Genomic DNA, 16,406 nt, shown 5'->3' with positions numbered 1-16,406 from the left:
CAATAAACTAAAAAACACTCTGAGCATTCAGAGTGTTTTTTTTTGCTTAAAATCAAAGAAACATATTGAATTTCTTTTCCATCTTCAAACTTTATTTTACCATTAAGTAAAACATGTATGGTTTTCTAATAAAACGAAACATCTCTCTTATTTACCTTAATAAAATCTATCCATTACAAACAGTAGACTCCATTACAAACAAGTTCATTTAGGCTTTCAATGTATTAATTACTTCAATAGAAATTGAATTGAAATCATTTCATTGGAACCTTAGACGTAACCATTAAATATTATAAATTTCCTTTTTCAAAGAACTAAAATTCTAAAAACAATAAAATTAGTATATAAAAAAACTCCATCCCAATTAATATTGAAATGGAGTTAATTTAAACCTGTAATTAAAATGAGCTTTATTGTTTTATCAGTCTCACTGTTTTTTGTTGAGTACCCTGATTGATAATCGCAATATACGAACCTGATGAAAGCTCTTCACCAAACTTGATTTCTTTGCTATCACTATTTTGAATATGTTTCACCATTCTTCCTAATATATCATATACAATCACTTCTGTTTTTTCACTGGTACCGCCTTTTATGTCAATAATAAAATATTGCGCAGAAGGGTTTGGATATGCTGTTATAGCGAATGGCACAATTTCTGGGGTTTTCTCAACAATTACCACTTTTGCAGCTCCATTTTTCTTCACTTCATGTATTACTATAGAACCACCACCAATTGCTGTTGTTGCATCGGCATTATCCGCAGCACCAATCTGGTTATCATATACAACCCCTGCACCATTCCAGATTTTTATTCTAAATTTATCTGTTACACCAGTTGATTTCTTTTCACCATCTATTGCAGATACCATAAAACTATAGCCTGGAACTCCGTTTATAGTTCCTTGACCTTTATAGATAGCTTGTGCGCCAGCAATCACCAGTGACATAGCTTCGTGACTACTACTAGAGAAGTTTAAATTTCCTGTTTGAAATTGAAACTCTGTATTTCCATCCACTTGCGTATTTCCTTTTTTATATTTGGCATTAAAACCAAAATTAGCTTTTCCGGTAAGAGTTGGGTTTACTGTATAAGCCCCTAAAGGAGACATAATCCATCCACCACCTGTTACAAATCCACCATTTGGATCATATACTGCAAGATAGGCCGTTGCATTAGCGCAACCTGAACCAGCCGCAGCCTTTATTTTATACACTTCAACTGAAAGATTACTAACTGAAAATGTAGCTAATCCACTGCTGTTTGTTTGAGATGCATAACTTGTAATTACACCATTCCCATTATCAATCGTGAATAATACAGGTATTCCCGAAAGATTACCAGATACTGCTGAGGTAACCGTTGCACTTAAAGTTGCAGAAGAACCTAATGCTATTGGAGCACTACTAGCACTTACATCGATAAGAACACTGTTTATTGTAAACAAAGCTGTATTATAATCAATATTATAGTTAGTTAATACACTGCTAGGACTCAATAATGCGCTAATTGTATATATTCCTCCTGCTATTTCACCTGCGGTTCTATTGTACACTGCTGTTACATTATCGCTGCCTATAAATCCAGCTAAATTACCCGTAAAAAGAAGAGGATCATTCTGACCGCAGTATTTACTAGATACATAAGGAGTTACGCTTGCTGTCTTTTTACTAATCGTAAATAAAGCCGTGTTATATGTAATGTCATAGTTACTCAACACTCCCGTTGGACTTAAAACAGCACTGATTGAATATGTTCCAAGAACAGTTTCACCCGAAGTTCTGCTGTAAGAAGCTGTAACTACGTCTGATTCCAAGAAACCTACTAAAGTTCCCGTCAATACCGGTTCCGGTGAACCGTAAACTTTCGTATTGGCTATCGGAGAAACCGAAGCGGCTTTTGTTGTAATGGTAAATAAAGCCGTGTTGTATGTAATGTCATAGTTGCTCAAAACTCCCGTTGGACTTAATACCGCACTGATGGTGTATGGACCTCCAAGAACTGTTTCCCCTGCAGTTCTGCTGTAAGAAGCTGCAACTGCGTCTGCTTCCAAGAAACCTACTAAAGTTCCCGTCAATACCGGTTCCGGTGAACCGTAAACTTTCGTATTGGCTATCGGAGAAACCGAAGCGGCTTTTGTTGTAATGGTAAATGAAGCCGTGTTGTAGGTAATGATATAGTTGCTCAAAACTGATGCTGGACTTAAAACAGCACTGATTGAATATGTTCCAAGAACAGTTTCACCCGAAGTTCTGCTGTAAGAAGCTGTAACTGCGTCTGCTTCCAAAAATCCAGCTAAAGTTCCCGTCAATACTGGTTCCGGTGAACCGTAAACTTTCGTATTGGCTATCGGAGAAACCGAGGCGGCTTTTGTTGTAATGGTAAATTCAGCCGTGTTATACGTGATGTCATAGTTGCTCAACACTCCCGTTGGACTTAATACAGCACTGATGGTGTATGGACCTCCAAGTACTGTTTCCCCTGCCGTTCTGCTGTAAGAAGCTGTAATTGCGTCTGCTTCCAAGAAACCTACTAAAGTTCCCGTCAATAACGGTTCCGGTGAACCGTAAACTTTCGTATTGGCTATCGGAGAAACTGATGCAGTTTTTGTTGTAATGGTAAATAAAGCCGTGTTGTATGTAATGTCATAGTTACTTAAAACTCCCGTTGGATTTAATACAGCACTGATGGTGTATGGACCTTCAATAACTGTTTCTCCTGCGGTTCTGCTGTAAGATGCTGCAACTGCGTCTGCTTCCAAGAAACCTACTAAAGTTCCCGTCAATAGCGGTTCCGGTGAACCGTAAACTTTCGTATTGGCTATCGGAGAAACTGATGCAGTTTTTGTTGTAATGGTAAATAAAGCCGTGTTGTATGTAATGTCATAGTTACTTAAAACTCCCGTTGGATTTAATACAGCACTGATGGTGTATGGACCTCCAAGAACTGTTTCTCCTGCGGTTCTGCTGTAAGAAGCTGTAACTGCGTCAGCTTCCAAGAAACCTACTAAAGTTCCCGTCAATATAGGTTCCGGTGAACCGTAGACTTTCGTATTGGCTATCGGAGAAACCGAAGCGGCTTTTGTTGTAATGGTAAATAAAGCCGTGTTGTATGTAATGTCATAGTTGCTCAAAACTCCCGTTGGATTTAATACAGCACTGATAGTGTATGGACCTCCAATAACTGTTTCTCCTGCGGTTCTGCTGTAAGAAGCTGTAACTGCGTCTGCTTCCAAGAAACCTACTAAAGTTCCCGTCAATAACGGTTCCGGTGAACCGTAAACTTTCGTATTGGCTATCGGAGAAACTGAGGCGCCTTTTGTTGTAATCGTAAATGAAGCCGTGTTGTATGTAATGTCATAATTACTCAAAACTCCCGTTGGATTTAATACAGCACTGATAGTGTATGGACCTCCAATAACTGTTTCTCCTGCGGTTCTGCTGTAAGAAGCCGTAACCGCGTCTGCTTCCAAGAAACCTACTAAAGTTCCCGTCAATATAGGTTCCGGTGAACCGTAAACTTTCGTATTGGCTATCGGAGAAACCGAAGCGACTTTTGTTGTAATGGTAAATGCAGCCGTGTTATACGTGATGTTATAATTGCTCAAAACTCCCGTTGGATTTAATACAGCACTGATGGTGTATGGACCTCCAAGAACTGTTTCTCCTGCGGTTCTGCTGTAAGAAGCCGTAACTGCGTCAGCTTCCAAGAAACCTACTAAAGTTCCCGTCAATAACGGTTCCGGTGAACCGTAGACTTTCGTATTGGCTATCGGAAAAACCGAAGCGACTTTTGTTGTAATGGTAAATAAAGCCGTGTTGTATGTAATGTCATAGTTGCTCAAAACTCCCGTTAGACTTAATACAGCACTGATAGTGTATGGACCTCCAATAACTGTTTCTCCTGCGGTTCTGCTGTAAGAAGCTGTAACTGCGTCTGCTTCCAAGAAACCTACTAAAGTTCCCGTCAATATAGGTTCCGGTGAACCGTAAACTTTCGTATTGGCTATCGGAGAAACTGAGGCTGCTTTTGTTGTAATGGTAAATGAAGCCGTGTTGTATGTAATGTCATAGTTGCTCAAAACTCCCATTGGATTTAATACAGCACTGATGGTGTATGGACCTCCAATAACTGTTTCTCCTGCGGTTCTGCTGTAAGAAGCTGTAACTGCGTCTGCTTCCAAGAAACCTACTAAAGTTCCCGTCAATACTGGTTCCGGTGAACCGTAGACTTTCGTATTGGCTATCGGAGAAACCGAAGCGGCTTTTGTTGTAATGGTAAATGCAGCTGTGTTGTACGTGATGTTATAATTGCTCAAAACTCCCGTTGGACTTAAAACAGCACTGATTGAATATGTTCCAAGAACAGTTTCACCCGAAGTTCTGCTGTAAGAAGCTGTAACTTCGTCTGCTTCCAAGAAACCTACTAAAGTTCCCGTCAATACTGGTTCCGGTGAACCGTAAACTTTCGTATTGGCTATCGGAGAAACCGAAGCGACTTTTGTTGTAATGGTAAATAAAGCCGTGTTGTATGTAATGTCATAGTTGCTCAAAACTCCCGTTGGACTTAATACAGCACTGATAGTGTATGGACCTCCAAGAACTGTTTCTCCTGCGGTTCTGCTGTAAGAAGCTGTAACTGCGTCTGCTTCCAAGAAACCTACTAAAGTTCCCGTCAATATAGGTTCCGGTGAACCGTAAACTTTCGTATTGGCTATCGGAGAAACCGAAGCGGCTTTTGTTGTAATGGTAAATAAAGCCGTGTTGTATGTAATGTCATAGTTACTCAAAACTCCCGTTGGACTTAATACAGCACTGATGGTGTATGGACCTCCAATAACTGTTTCTCCTGCGGTTCTGCTGTAAGAAGCCGTAACCGCGTCTGCTTCCAAGAAACCTACTAAAGTTCCCGTCAATAACGGTTCCGGTGAACCGTAAACTTTCGTATTGGCTATCGGAGAAACTGAGGCGCCTTTTGTTGTAATCGTAAATGAAGCCGTGTTGTATGTAATGTCATAGTTACTCAAAACTCCCGTTGGACTTAATACAGCACTGATGGTGTATGGACCTCCAATAACTGTTTCTCCTGCGGTTCTGCTGTAAGAAGCTGTAACTGCGTCTGCTTCCAAAAATCCAGCTAAAGTTCCAGTCAATATAGGTTCCGGTGAACCGTAGACTTTCGTATTGGCTATCGGAGAAACCGAAGCAGCTTTTGTCGTGATAGTAAATGCAGCCGTGTTGTACGTGATGTTATAATTGCTCAAAACTGATATTGGACTTAAAACAGCACTGATTGAATATGTTCCAAGAACAGTTTCACCCGAAGTTCTGCTGTAAGAAGCTGTAACTGCGTCTGCTTCCAAAAATCCAGCTAAAGTTCCCGTCAATATCGGTTCCGGTGAACCATAAACTTTCGTATTGGCTATCGGAGAAACCGAGGCGGCTTTTGTTGTGATGGTAAATGCAGCCGTGTTATACGTGATGTCATAGTTGCTCAAAATTCCCGTTGGATTTAATACGGCACTGATTGAATATGTTCCAAGAACAGTTTCACCCGAAGTTCTGCTGTAAGAAGCCGTAACTGCATCTGCTTCCAAGAAGCCTACTAAAGTTCCCGTTAATACTGGTTCCGGTGAACCGTAGACTTTCGTATTGGCTATCGGAGAAACCGATGCGGCTTTTTTAGTTATTGTCACTGAGACTAATGTTCTAGTTGTGCTTACACAACCAGTAGTTGTATTTCTAGCTTCTGCATAAGCTGAATATACGCCAACATTTGTTCCCGATGGAGCACTTGTTGGATTCCCTCCTAATAAAGTAGTGTACCAGTCAATAGTTTCACCAGCACCTGCAACAGCTGAACCAACATGTGGTAAACCATCATACGCTCCACTATAATTTCCAGCATTTGGTGCTACAGGTAATGCATTTACCGTAACATCAATTTTTGCTCTAGAACTTTCACAACCTATTGTTTGGCTTACGTAATAACTTGTAGTACCTGATGAATTAGTAGATGGTGTAGGTGCAATAGAACTTCCTATCCCTCCGGTTGCTCCTGAATACCATAATAAATTACTGCCTGTTGCCGTTAGAGCAGTTGGTGTTGTTCCTAGGCAATAAATCACAGGACTTGATATAGTTGGCGCAGAAGGTGAGGTACAACTAGCGTAATTCCCCTTTATTGCATTATTCCCCGTTAAATTTCCATTTACCGTAATAGGTGAAGTTATTGAATTCAATCCACTGGTACTTCCTGAACTAATGTAGGTGTTATTTCCTATCGTTACATTATTAAAAGTCCAACTTAGTTGAGTATTTGGTTGTGCAGGTACGCTTATAGTAGCTGCATTACCGTTAGCAGCTACGGAAATAGTTTCTGTTGTGGTAGTTTGTACCGATTGTGCCTGACCATTAGCTACTGTCCAATAAACAATTGTGACAGTAGATGAAGAGCTATTTGGTAGTCCTGTTAATGTAAATTGAATATTTGCATCCGTAAAATTCCTTGTTGCAATTAATCCTGAGGTTTGTCCTGTTGCTGTTAGCAAAAACGCAACTCCAATGTGGTTGATTTTTATTAAAAATTGATTATTATAAATATTACCGCTAGAGTCGGCAACAGCAGTCATGTCATGCGGAAGAAGACATGTTGCCGGCTTAGGTGTTTCATCAAAATGCAATGTTACAGTTTCGCCCGGTGTCCAACCAGTTCCGGTAATAATCACATACTCACCAGGAGCATAATCATCTTTGTCGGTAGTTACCGTTGCTTGACCAAAAGCAACACTTGCAAAGAATAAATTTGCAGCAAGAAAAACAATCGTTAAAAAATGTGATTTGAGTAGAAATGTTTTCATATTTATTTAATTTAAGTAATAAAATAACGGATATTATACGCCTAACTATAAAATGCAGAACCAATAGAATATGTCCATAATAGTCAAAGTTTTTTAATAAAAAACATCATTACAATTGTCTAATTTTCAAAAACTTAAATACTAAATTATATAATTAAGAATACATTAATCTTATTTTTAATACATTTTCGATTAAAGGAATAAAAAAAACTACCAACTACATCTTTTATATTTTTTTAGAAGAAATAAAAAAAATAATTAAAAAAACAGTGCCCTTTTATGACAGTTTTCTGTTTCAATTATTAAAATTCCATAAAACAAATTACAGCAAATCACTTTAGATTTATAACTAAAAAAAGGCTGTCTTTACAGACAGCCTCATTTGAATTTTGATATTTATTTTACTTTTAGTCTTTATTTTAAAACCGTAAACTCAATTTTTGAATCATTATAAATTCTATGCGTTTGTTTCTGAAAATCCTCTGGTTTAGCATAAAATATATTGTCTACAAACGTTTGCGGATTCAAATCAATTAACGGAAACCAAGTACTTTGAACTTGAATCTGGATTTTGTGTCCTTTTTTGAACGTATGAAAAACATCTTGCAATTTGATATTTACTGCCGTTTTTTCATTAGCAACAAAAGGCTCTGGTTTTGAAAAACTGTTTCTAAAACGTCCTCTCATTACTTCGCTGCGCACCATCATATGGTAATTACTCATCTTTAAATAAGGAGCAACTTCTTTTGTTTCCGGTTCGTCATTCGGGAAAACGTCAATCACTTTAACAATCCAGTCCGCATCAGTTCCTGTGGTAGAAACCTGTAATTTAGCCAAGATTTCTCCAGCCAATGTAGTGTCATCATTCAAAACCTCTGTTTCAAAAACTAACACATCAGGACGTCTCGCAGCAAAACGCTGATCATCCGTCATGTATTTTCTTGGCGTAAGCCCTTGTTGTTTTATATCCTCTGAATAAGGAACCGGTTTTTTGGGATCACTGATAAATTCTTCAAAGGCAAAATTCTTTTTTGCCATTTTTGACAATCTGTTATCTTGCAAAAAGAAATCTTGCTTTGCCGTATTTTGTGGAGGCCAAGAGTCAAACGTTTTCCACTCTTTAGCACCTGAATCAAAAACATAGGCTTCTGGTAATTTATTTTCACCTTTCCCATTATTTTTTAAGAAATGACGGAAAAAATTAGCTTCTATATTTTTTTGATAAAAACCAGAAATACTGTCTCCAAAATTAATATTACCAATCACTTGTTTTGCCGAATTTCTAGCCCAATCGCCATGACTCCAAGGTCCCATAACGATTATATTGTAGTTTTTGCTACTCTTTTCAATGGTACTGTAGGTATTTAAAGGACCATATAAATCTTCGGCATCAAACCAACCTCCTACTGTCATTACAGCTGGTTTTATATTTTTTAAATGTTGTAAAATTCCACGTTTTTGCCAAAAATCATCATAACTGGAATGGTCTTTCAGCTGTTGCCAAAATTCATCTTCCTTACCGTAATACTTGTCTAAATTAGACAATGGTCCTGCATCCAAGAAAAACTGGTAATCATCATTAATACCCGTATTCGTGAATTTATACCAAGGTTCCGTAGTACGTTTTGTTTTTTGAGGTCCAAATAATGGCGTTACTTTCCAATAACTCAACAAATATGCTCCATTATGATGAAAGTCATCAAAAAAGAAATCAGCAATACAAGCCTGAGGAGAAACTGCTTTTAATGCGGGATGATTACTCAATAAAGAATAAGTGGCATAAAATCCAGGGTAAGAAATCCCCCAAGTCCCAACATTTCCGTTATTATTAGCCACATTTTTTACTAGCCAATCAATCGTATCGTACGTATCCGAAGCTTCATCGGTATCTTTCTTTCCTTTTTTATTTGGAATAAAACCACGCATGTTGTCGTATAAACCATCGCTCATGAACCTGCCACGAACATCTTGGTAGACTACGATATATCCCTCTTTCATCATGGTTTCACTTGGAGAAATACTTCTCTTGAACTGATTTTCTCCGTAGGGTCCTGAATTATAAGGCGTTCTTTGCATTATAATTGGATATTTTTTAGAAACGTCTTTAGGGGTGTAAATCGAAGTAAATAATTCTGCTCCGTCACGCATTTTGATATGCACTTCTTTTTTGGTGTAATTATCCGCAACATAATTTGCTGCTTTATCTTGGGCAAAAAGAATTGCGCCAATAAAAAAAGAGAAATGCTAAGTAGTTTTTTCATAAGTTTTCTTGGATTAAATAATTTTTAAAGATAAAAAATCTCTCCAAATAAAACCTACATAAATATAATTTTATATGCTATAAAAGCAACGTTTAAAAATATCTTTAAGCTACAAATTAGGAACAAAAAAAAAGGCCTATTCGGCCTTTTTAAATCGATCAATTCCTTCTCTTAACCAACCTTTGTATGCATTGATATCTGAGTTATAACTTTCTGGTTTGTCAGATAACATATTTCCTTCCTTGTCTAATATGATGTAATACGGTTGTGCATTGGCTTTAAATTTAGTGATTTGAAAATCACTCCATTTGTTTCCGACACTTACAATTTCTTTACCCGTTTCTTTGGATACATATTGCTCGCTTTTTGGTAATTCTCTTTTATCATCAACATACAAAGAAATCAATACTACTTCATCTTGTAATATTTTTAAAATCGCAGGATCGGACCAAACGTAATCTTCCATTTTTCTGCAATTCACGCAAGCATATCCTGTAAAATCAAGTAAAATAGGTTTGTTTACTGATTTGGCATAAGCCAATCCTTTTTCATAATCTTCAAAAGCAATAAGATCGTGTGGTCCTAAATGTGCGCCTTCCGGCAAAATTTGGGCTGATGCATTCGAACCACCTTTTGAGTTTCCTACACCGTATGGACTTTCGCTATACGTCATTGGTGGTGGGAAACCAGAAATTAATTTTAGAGGTGCTCCCCAAATTCCGGGAATCAAATAGATTGTAAAAGCCAAAACTACTAATCCCAATGACAGTCTTCCTACCGAAATATGATTCATAGGGCTATCATGCGGAAGTGTAATTTTTCCGAATAAATAAAATGCCAATGTTCCAAAAATAGCAATCCAAATTACTAAGAAAACTTCTCTTTCCAAGAAATGCAATTGCAATACTAAATCTGCATTTGACAAAAACTTGAATGCCAAAGCCAATTCTAAAAATCCTAAAACCACTTTAACAGTATTCAGCCATCCACCTGATTTTGGCAATGAATTCAACCAACCCGGGAACATCGCAAATAACATAAATGGTAAGGCTAGAGCCAATGAAAATCCTAACATTCCAACAATTGGTGCAATTCCCCCTTTAGAAGCAGCTTCAACCAAAAGTGTTCCTACGATAGGTCCAGTACAAGAAAAAGATACAATCGCTAATGCCAAAGCCATGAATAAAATTCCAATTATTCCGCCTCTGTCTGCTTGATTATCTACTTTATTAGCCCAGGAATTAGGCAACATAATCTCAAAAGCACCCAGAAATGAGGCAGCAAAAACAACTAACAGAATAAAGAAAATAATATTAAACCAAACATTCGTAGACAACGCGTTCAATGCATCAGCACCAAAAATCCAAGTCACTAAAAAGCCTAAAACTACATAAATGAATATGATGGCAATTCCATAAATAATAGCATTTCTTATTCCTTTCGCTTTTGTTTTACTTTGCTTTGTAAAGAAACTTACCGTCATAGGAATCATCGGGAAGACACATGGCGTAAGCAATGCAGCAAATCCAGATAAAAAAGCAATGAAGAAAATAGACCACAATCCTCTTTGTTTTGAAGGTTTAGAATCTAATACAGGAACTCTTTCAGGACTAACGGTTCCTTCCTTAGTTACATCTGTATTTACAACTGCAGTATCAACTTTGGCTGAATCTATTGCAGTTAAATCAGATGCTACAGAAGCTATTTCGGCTGTTTTGGAAGCTGCGGGAATCGTAAAGGTGAAACTTTTCTCCATATTGATGCACGCTTCTTTACAAACCTGATAATTCAAATTGACTTCAATTTTTGTAATCTTTGGGTTTGTAATTGTAATTTCTTGTTGAATTTGAGCTTTTTTCTCAAAGTACGTTTCATTAACTTCAAAAATATCATTGAAAGCAGTAGTTGTTTTGCTTTCTTTGGCTTTGCCAACTAAATTAAAGTTACCCTTTTGATTTTTGAAAATAATTTCCAAAGGCAAAGATCCGCCTTCAGCTGTAAATTGGGAATACATATGCCAATCTTTTTCTATGATAGCATTAAAAGTAAGTATATAATTATTCTCTGATTTTTTTTCAATTTTGGTGGTCCATTTTGCAGGATCAAGAATTTGGGCATTTCCATTGGCAAAAGCCAAAAAAGCAATAAGTATAAATAGTAGTTTCTTCATTATTCTAATTGTATTTTAAGTATATTCTTTGTTGTATTATCTATTCTAAAGCGTTCATCTTGACGAACATCAATAATCCAAACTATTTTATCATTCGAACATAAAAGCCAGGTGTTTTCCTTTTCCAGTAATGATAATTTTTCATCTTTAAAAAGCTTGCTCACTTTCTTCGATTTACCATTCATCCCAAAAGGTTGAAAACTATCTCCCTCGCTCCAATGGCGCAAAATCAATGGATATTGTAATTTATCAGCGTCCACAAAGATAGTTTTATTTGAAACGATACTAATGTCAGCTACTTTACAAAATGAAAGATTTAAGGGAATATTAACTTCTTTTTGATTTTCAGCAATAGAATATTCCTCCTTTTCATTTACGGAATTTATCGGGCTTAGTATTAAAGAATCTCTGTCTTTCAATAATCGGAATTCAGAAGAAAAAACGTATTTCCCAGATTGGCTTTCAACCAAATCATAAATATCATCCCAAGCCGAAAATTCAAATTCTTTCAGCCATTGATATAAATACGATTTATAATTTGGTAATTTTTTTAATTGCTGCAAATCAAAATAAATAGCTTCATTATCTTGCTTTGCAACTTGCTGATAAATCATAATGGAAGCATCTTCAACCATAACTTGTGCTTCTTGCAAATAGGTTTGCGTTTTATAAAAGGAAGAAAGAAAATTAGGATTCAATTCCTTTAACATTGGAACCAAATGATGACGAATCTTATTACGAAGGTATTTATCCGATGCATTACTGCTGTCTTCGCGCCATTGAATGTTATTTATTCTGGCATATTCTTCCATTTCCTCTTGGCTAAATGCCAAAAGTGGACGAATTACTTTTTCGTTCTGTTCCGGAATCCCAATCAAACCTTCTAAACCTGTTCCTCGACTGAGGTTGATTAGGAAAGTTTCCAGATTATCATCGGCATGATGCGCGGTAAGAATATAATCGAATTTTTCGGTTTCCAATAATTCATAAAACCAGTTGTAACGCAACTCGCGAGCAGCAACTTGTGTAGATATTTTATAATCTTCTGAGAAAGCTTTGGTATCAAATTGTGTTATAAATACTGGAATATTATTTGTAGCAGCATAGTCCTGGACAAAATTTTGATCTTCAAAACTTTCCATTCCACGCAATTGAAAATTACAATGTGCGATTCCTATTTTATAATCTAATTGCTGCAACAAATGCACCATAACCATACTATCTTTCCCACCGCTTGTGGCAAGAAGTATTTTTTTTCCGTTCAAGAACTGAAAATTATGAAGAAGATGGTTTTGGAATTTCTGTAGCATGTTCAAATTTAATTAATTCATTTTGATTTAACTTAAAACTTCTCGCATAGCTTTTGCTTTAAGCAAACATTCTTCATACTCGTTTTCAGGAATTGACTGTGAAGTTATTGCACTTCCAACCGAAAAAGAAACATATTTTTTTTCTTGATTGTATAAAATGCTTCGGATAACCACATTGAAATCGAAATCTCCGTTTGGTGCAAAATACCCTACTGCTCCACTATATAAGCCCCGTTTTGTTTCTTCCAGCTGCTCAATGATTTTCATCACCGAAATCTTTGGAGCACCAGTCATACTTCCCATCGGGAAAGTAGTTTTTAAGGCATCTACAGCAGAATATTGAGCATCTATTTTTGATGTTACCGTTGATATCATTTGATGGACTTGCAAAAAAGAATAAATTTTGCATAACTCTTGTACTTCAACGGAACCTTTTTGTGCCGTTCGAGACAAGTCATTCCGCACTAAATCTGTAATCATAATGTTTTCGGCTCTTTCTTTTGGGTCTAAAGCCAATTGCATTTTTGATTTTTCATCTTCAATTGGATCTGAAAAACGTTTAGCAGTTCCTTTAATCGGTTGTGAAATAAGTAGCTCTCCTTCTTTTTTTAAATAGCGTTCCGGTGTTGCCGAAAGTAAAAAGTGTTTGTTGTTTTTAAAAAAAACCGCAAATGGAGGCTGAGAAATTTCGTTGAGTTTTATAAATTTTTCAATTGGATTAATGATAGCATTTTCGGCAAAAAACTCCATACAAAAATTGGCTTCATAAATATCACCTTGATGAATGTGTTCCAAGACTTTTGAAACCTTTTCAAGATAATTCTCTTTTGATATTCGTTGTTGAATTTTTATTGTCGCTTCCGCTTCGACTTTTGACTTTAGGCTTTCGACAATTTCTTCAAAATCTTCCTCAACTTCATCGTCACACATATTGAGATATTGAATTTCGAGTTGATTTCCTTTCAATAAAAACAGCTTCTTAGGTTGAAAAAAATACAAATCGGGAAAATCTAAGCCATCAAAATTAGTAGATTGTAACTGCTCGATATCATTTTTTAAATCATACGATAAATAGCCAAAAAGCCAGTCTTTGGTAATTTGCTGGTATTGTTTTAAATCTTCAAAAGCATTGTGATAATCCGTCTTTATTGCGGTAAATGCATCAACGGCAAGAACACAATCATAACTGGAGTAGTTTTGCGGATAATCATTACTGTCTAAATAAATGATTTCTCGAAACTGTTGAGACCAAAATAAAAGTTGCTGTTTGAACAATTTTGGATCAGAAATAGACTTGTAAATTGAAGTTCTCAAAAAGTATTGGTGTTTAAAATTCAAAATTACAATAAAAAATAAACCTTCAATAACTGATTATACTAAAATTAGTTTATTTTTTTGTAAATTTGATAGTGCATGATAAATTTTGGCTTCTTTTAATCGTCTAATCATTCTCATTATGGCTTCAAAAATTTTCATCAATTTAGCTGTTAAAGACCTAAAAAAATCAATTGATTTTTTTACTACACTTGGATTTTCTTTCAATCCACAATTTACTGATGAACAGGCTACTTGTATGATTATAGGAGAAAATATTTTTGCGATGCTAGTGACAGAGCAACGATTTAAAGACTTTACCAAAAAAGAAATTTGCAATGCCAATAAAAATACCGAAGTTTTACTTGCAATGGATGCCGAGAGCAAAGAAAAAGTAGATGAAATGGTCAAAAATGCAGTTGATGCAGGTGGTACAATTTATATGGAGCCACAAGATCATGGATGGATGTATGGACATAGTTTTGCCGATTTAGACGGGCATCAATGGGAAATTTTCTATATGGATGAAAGTGCTATTCCCAAATAATAATTCTCAAATGTGTAACCTCTAAAAAACCATATACTATGAAAATTGCAATTATTATTATCCGAACTTTAATTGGACTTTTGCTACTTTATGCGTCTGTAAGCTTCTTTCTAAAACTTGCACCAGAACCAGAAGTTACTGGAAATTTCAAGGCTTTTAATGTGGGCTTAGTTGCGTCTACTTATTTGATCCCTTTGGCAAAATCAATGGAATTCCTTTGTGGATTATCCTTTATTACCGGACGGTATGTCACATTAGCCAATATCTTAATATTACCTATAACCATAAACATTTTATTTATTAACTTTTTCTTATCCCCGGAAGGAATACCAATCGCAGTGTTCTTATTTTTAGGGAATCTGTTTTTAATTTATAGTCATTGGGAAAACTATAAAGGTTTATTTGTAGCTAAAGGCTAAGTAAACTCAACTCATAACAAATAAAGAAACCCATTCAATTGAATGGGTTTCTTTATTTTTAAACGAGAATTAATCTCTCAATTTAGACTTTCTAATTATACATGCAAAGCTCTATTATCAGTAGCGGCTAATGCAGCTTCTTTTATCGCTTCTGCAAATGTTGGATGTGCATGTGACATTCTTGAAATATCTTCAGCAGATGCTTTGAATTCCATAGCCGTAACAGCCTCGGCAATTAAATCCGCACAACGGGCTCCAATCATGTGAACTCCTAAAACTTCATCCGTTTTAGCATCAGCAAGAATTTTTACAAATCCGTCTAAATCTCCACCTGCACGAGCACGTCCTAAAGCTTTGAAAGGAAAACTTCCTGCTTTGTATTCTACACCAGAAGCTTTCAATTGCTCCTCAGTTTGCCCTACTGCAGCCACTTCTGGCCAAGTATAAACAACACCAGGAATCAAGTTATAGTCAATATGTGGTTTTTGACCCGCTAATATTTCAGCAATCATTGCTCCTTCTTCTTCTGCTTTGTGCGCTAACATAGCTCCACGAACAACATCTCCAATAGCGTAGATATTAGGAACGTTAGTTTGTAAATGATCATTTACTTCAACCATTCCTCTATCTGAGATTTTCACTCCAGCTTTATCAGCATTCAATCCATCAGTAAACGGACGACGTCCCACGGAAACCAATGAATAATCACCTTCAAGAGTAATTGTTTCTCCTTTTGCATTTTCAGCTTGAACAACAACACCTTCGCCATTTCTTTCTACTGATTTCACTTTATGAGAAACGTAGAATTTCATACCTTGTTTCTTCAATACTTTTGTCAGTTCTTTAGACAATGAGGCGTCCATTCCAGGAATGATTCTGTCTAAATATTCTACTACAGAAACTTGCGCTCCCAATCGTAAATACACTTGACCTAATTCAATCCCTATTACTCCACCACCAATAATCACTAAATGTTTTGGTACTTCTTTAAGTTTTAAAGCTTCAGTAGAAGTGATGATTCTTTCTTTATCAATTTTGATAAAAGGTAAAGAAGAAGGCTTTGAACCTGTAGCGATAATGATATTTTTAGCTTCGATAGTTTCAGAAGTTCCGTCTGCTTTTGCAACAGCAACATGCGTAGCATCAACAAATGAACCCAATCCTTCCAGAACTGTAATTTTATTTTTATCCATTAAAAATTTCACACCACCTGAAGTTTGATCAACAACAGCTTGTTTACGTGCAATCATTTTTTCTAAATTCACTTTTACTTCACCGGAAACTTCAATTCCGTGATCTGCAAAATGAGCAATTTCACTGTAATGATGCGAAGAAGCAAGCAATGCTTTTGAAGGAATACAACCTACATTCAAGCAAGTTCCTCCAAGAGTGGAATATTTTTCAATAATTGCTGTTTTGAAACCCAATTGTGCACAACGAATTGCTGATACATATCCGCCTGGTCCAGAACCTATAATGACTACGTCAAATGAACTCATAGTATATTTTTTTATTGTGTTTTTAT

The 16,406-nt window shown here is 36.2% G+C and carries 8 protein-coding genes; 2 read left to right on the top strand and 6 right to left on the bottom strand.

Features of this window, described 5'->3' with window-relative positions:
- Positions 1 to 410: 410 nt before the first annotated feature.
- From Q1W72_RS14510 to Q1W72_RS14490, 5 genes are all read right to left on the bottom strand, one after another.
- A complete protein-coding gene (locus Q1W72_RS14510; RefSeq protein WP_302136023.1) occupies positions 411 to 6,860 on the bottom strand; it encodes an MBG domain-containing protein in 6,450 nt (2,149 codons plus the stop codon).
- Between the two features lie 414 nt (positions 6,861 to 7,274).
- Positions 7,275 to 9,008, bottom strand: coding sequence for a CocE/NonD family hydrolase (locus Q1W72_RS14505; protein WP_302136021.1), 1,734 nt, complete (start codon positions 9,006 to 9,008; stop codon positions 7,275 to 7,277).
- 249 nt (positions 9,009 to 9,257) lie between these two features.
- Positions 9,258 to 11,291, bottom strand: a complete 2,034-nt coding sequence (locus Q1W72_RS14500; RefSeq protein WP_302136020.1) for a thioredoxin family protein — start codon at positions 11,289 to 11,291, stop codon at positions 9,258 to 9,260.
- Entirely contained in the window at positions 11,291 to 12,601 is a 1,311-nt protein-coding gene (tilS, locus tag Q1W72_RS14495) for a tRNA lysidine(34) synthetase TilS (protein ID WP_302136018.1), read from the bottom strand. Before tilS ends, Q1W72_RS14500 begins: the two co-directional genes overlap by 1 nt.
- Before the next feature lie 27 nt (positions 12,602 to 12,628).
- The gene (locus Q1W72_RS14490; protein WP_302136016.1) at positions 12,629 to 13,915 is read right to left on the bottom strand and encodes an anthranilate synthase component I family protein; all 1,287 of its coding nucleotides are present in this window, start codon (positions 13,913 to 13,915) and stop codon (positions 12,629 to 12,631) included.
- A gap of 142 nt (positions 13,916 to 14,057) precedes the next feature.
- Between Q1W72_RS14490 and Q1W72_RS14485 the strand changes: the two genes are divergently transcribed.
- On the top strand, positions 14,058 to 14,462 hold the full coding sequence (locus Q1W72_RS14485) for a VOC family protein (RefSeq protein WP_302136014.1): 405 nt from the start codon (positions 14,058 to 14,060) through the stop codon (positions 14,460 to 14,462).
- 38 nt (positions 14,463 to 14,500) lie between these two features.
- Positions 14,501 to 14,881 carry a DoxX family protein gene (locus Q1W72_RS14480; RefSeq protein WP_282718675.1) on the top strand — a complete coding sequence of 127 codons (381 nt, stop codon included), beginning with the start codon at positions 14,501 to 14,503 and terminating at the stop codon, positions 14,879 to 14,881.
- A 95-nt stretch (positions 14,882 to 14,976) separates the two neighbouring features.
- Here the strand turns inward: Q1W72_RS14480 and lpdA are convergent, their stop codons facing one another.
- A complete protein-coding gene (gene lpdA / locus Q1W72_RS14475) occupies positions 14,977 to 16,380 on the bottom strand; it encodes a dihydrolipoyl dehydrogenase (protein ID WP_302136010.1) in 1,404 nt (467 codons plus the stop codon).
- Between the last annotated feature and the right edge of the window lie 26 nt (positions 16,381 to 16,406).

Origin of the sequence: Flavobacterium sp. ZE23DGlu08 (genome assembly GCF_030505335.1) — a bacterium.
GTDB classification, from domain to species: Bacteria; Bacteroidota; Bacteroidia; order Flavobacteriales; family Flavobacteriaceae; genus Flavobacterium; species Flavobacterium algoritolerans.
This window is presented reverse-complemented; position numbering and strand designations above follow the sequence as displayed.

Bases quoted from the DNA above. Each gene is read 5' to 3' on its own strand.
- Q1W72_RS14485 (WP_302136014.1), top strand. From the start codon at position 14,058: ATGGCTTCAAAAATTTTCATCAATTTAGCTGTTAAAGACCTAAAAAAA.
- Q1W72_RS14510 (WP_302136023.1), bottom strand. From the start codon at position 6,860: ATGAAAACATTTCTACTCAAATCACATTTTTTAACGATTGTTTTTCTT.
- Q1W72_RS14505 (WP_302136021.1), bottom strand. From the start codon at position 9,008: ATGCGTGACGGAGCAGAATTATTTACTTCGATTTACACCCCTAAAGAC.
- lpdA (WP_302136010.1), bottom strand. From the start codon at position 16,380: ATGAGTTCATTTGACGTAGTCATTATAGGTTCTGGACCAGGCGGATAT.
- Q1W72_RS14500 (WP_302136020.1), bottom strand. From the start codon at position 11,291: ATGAAGAAACTACTATTTATACTTATTGCTTTTTTGGCTTTTGCCAAT.
- Q1W72_RS14480 (WP_282718675.1), top strand. From the start codon at position 14,501: ATGAAAATTGCAATTATTATTATCCGAACTTTAATTGGACTTTTGCTA.
- tilS (WP_302136018.1), bottom strand. From the start codon at position 12,601: ATGCTACAGAAATTCCAAAACCATCTTCTTCATAATTTTCAGTTCTTG.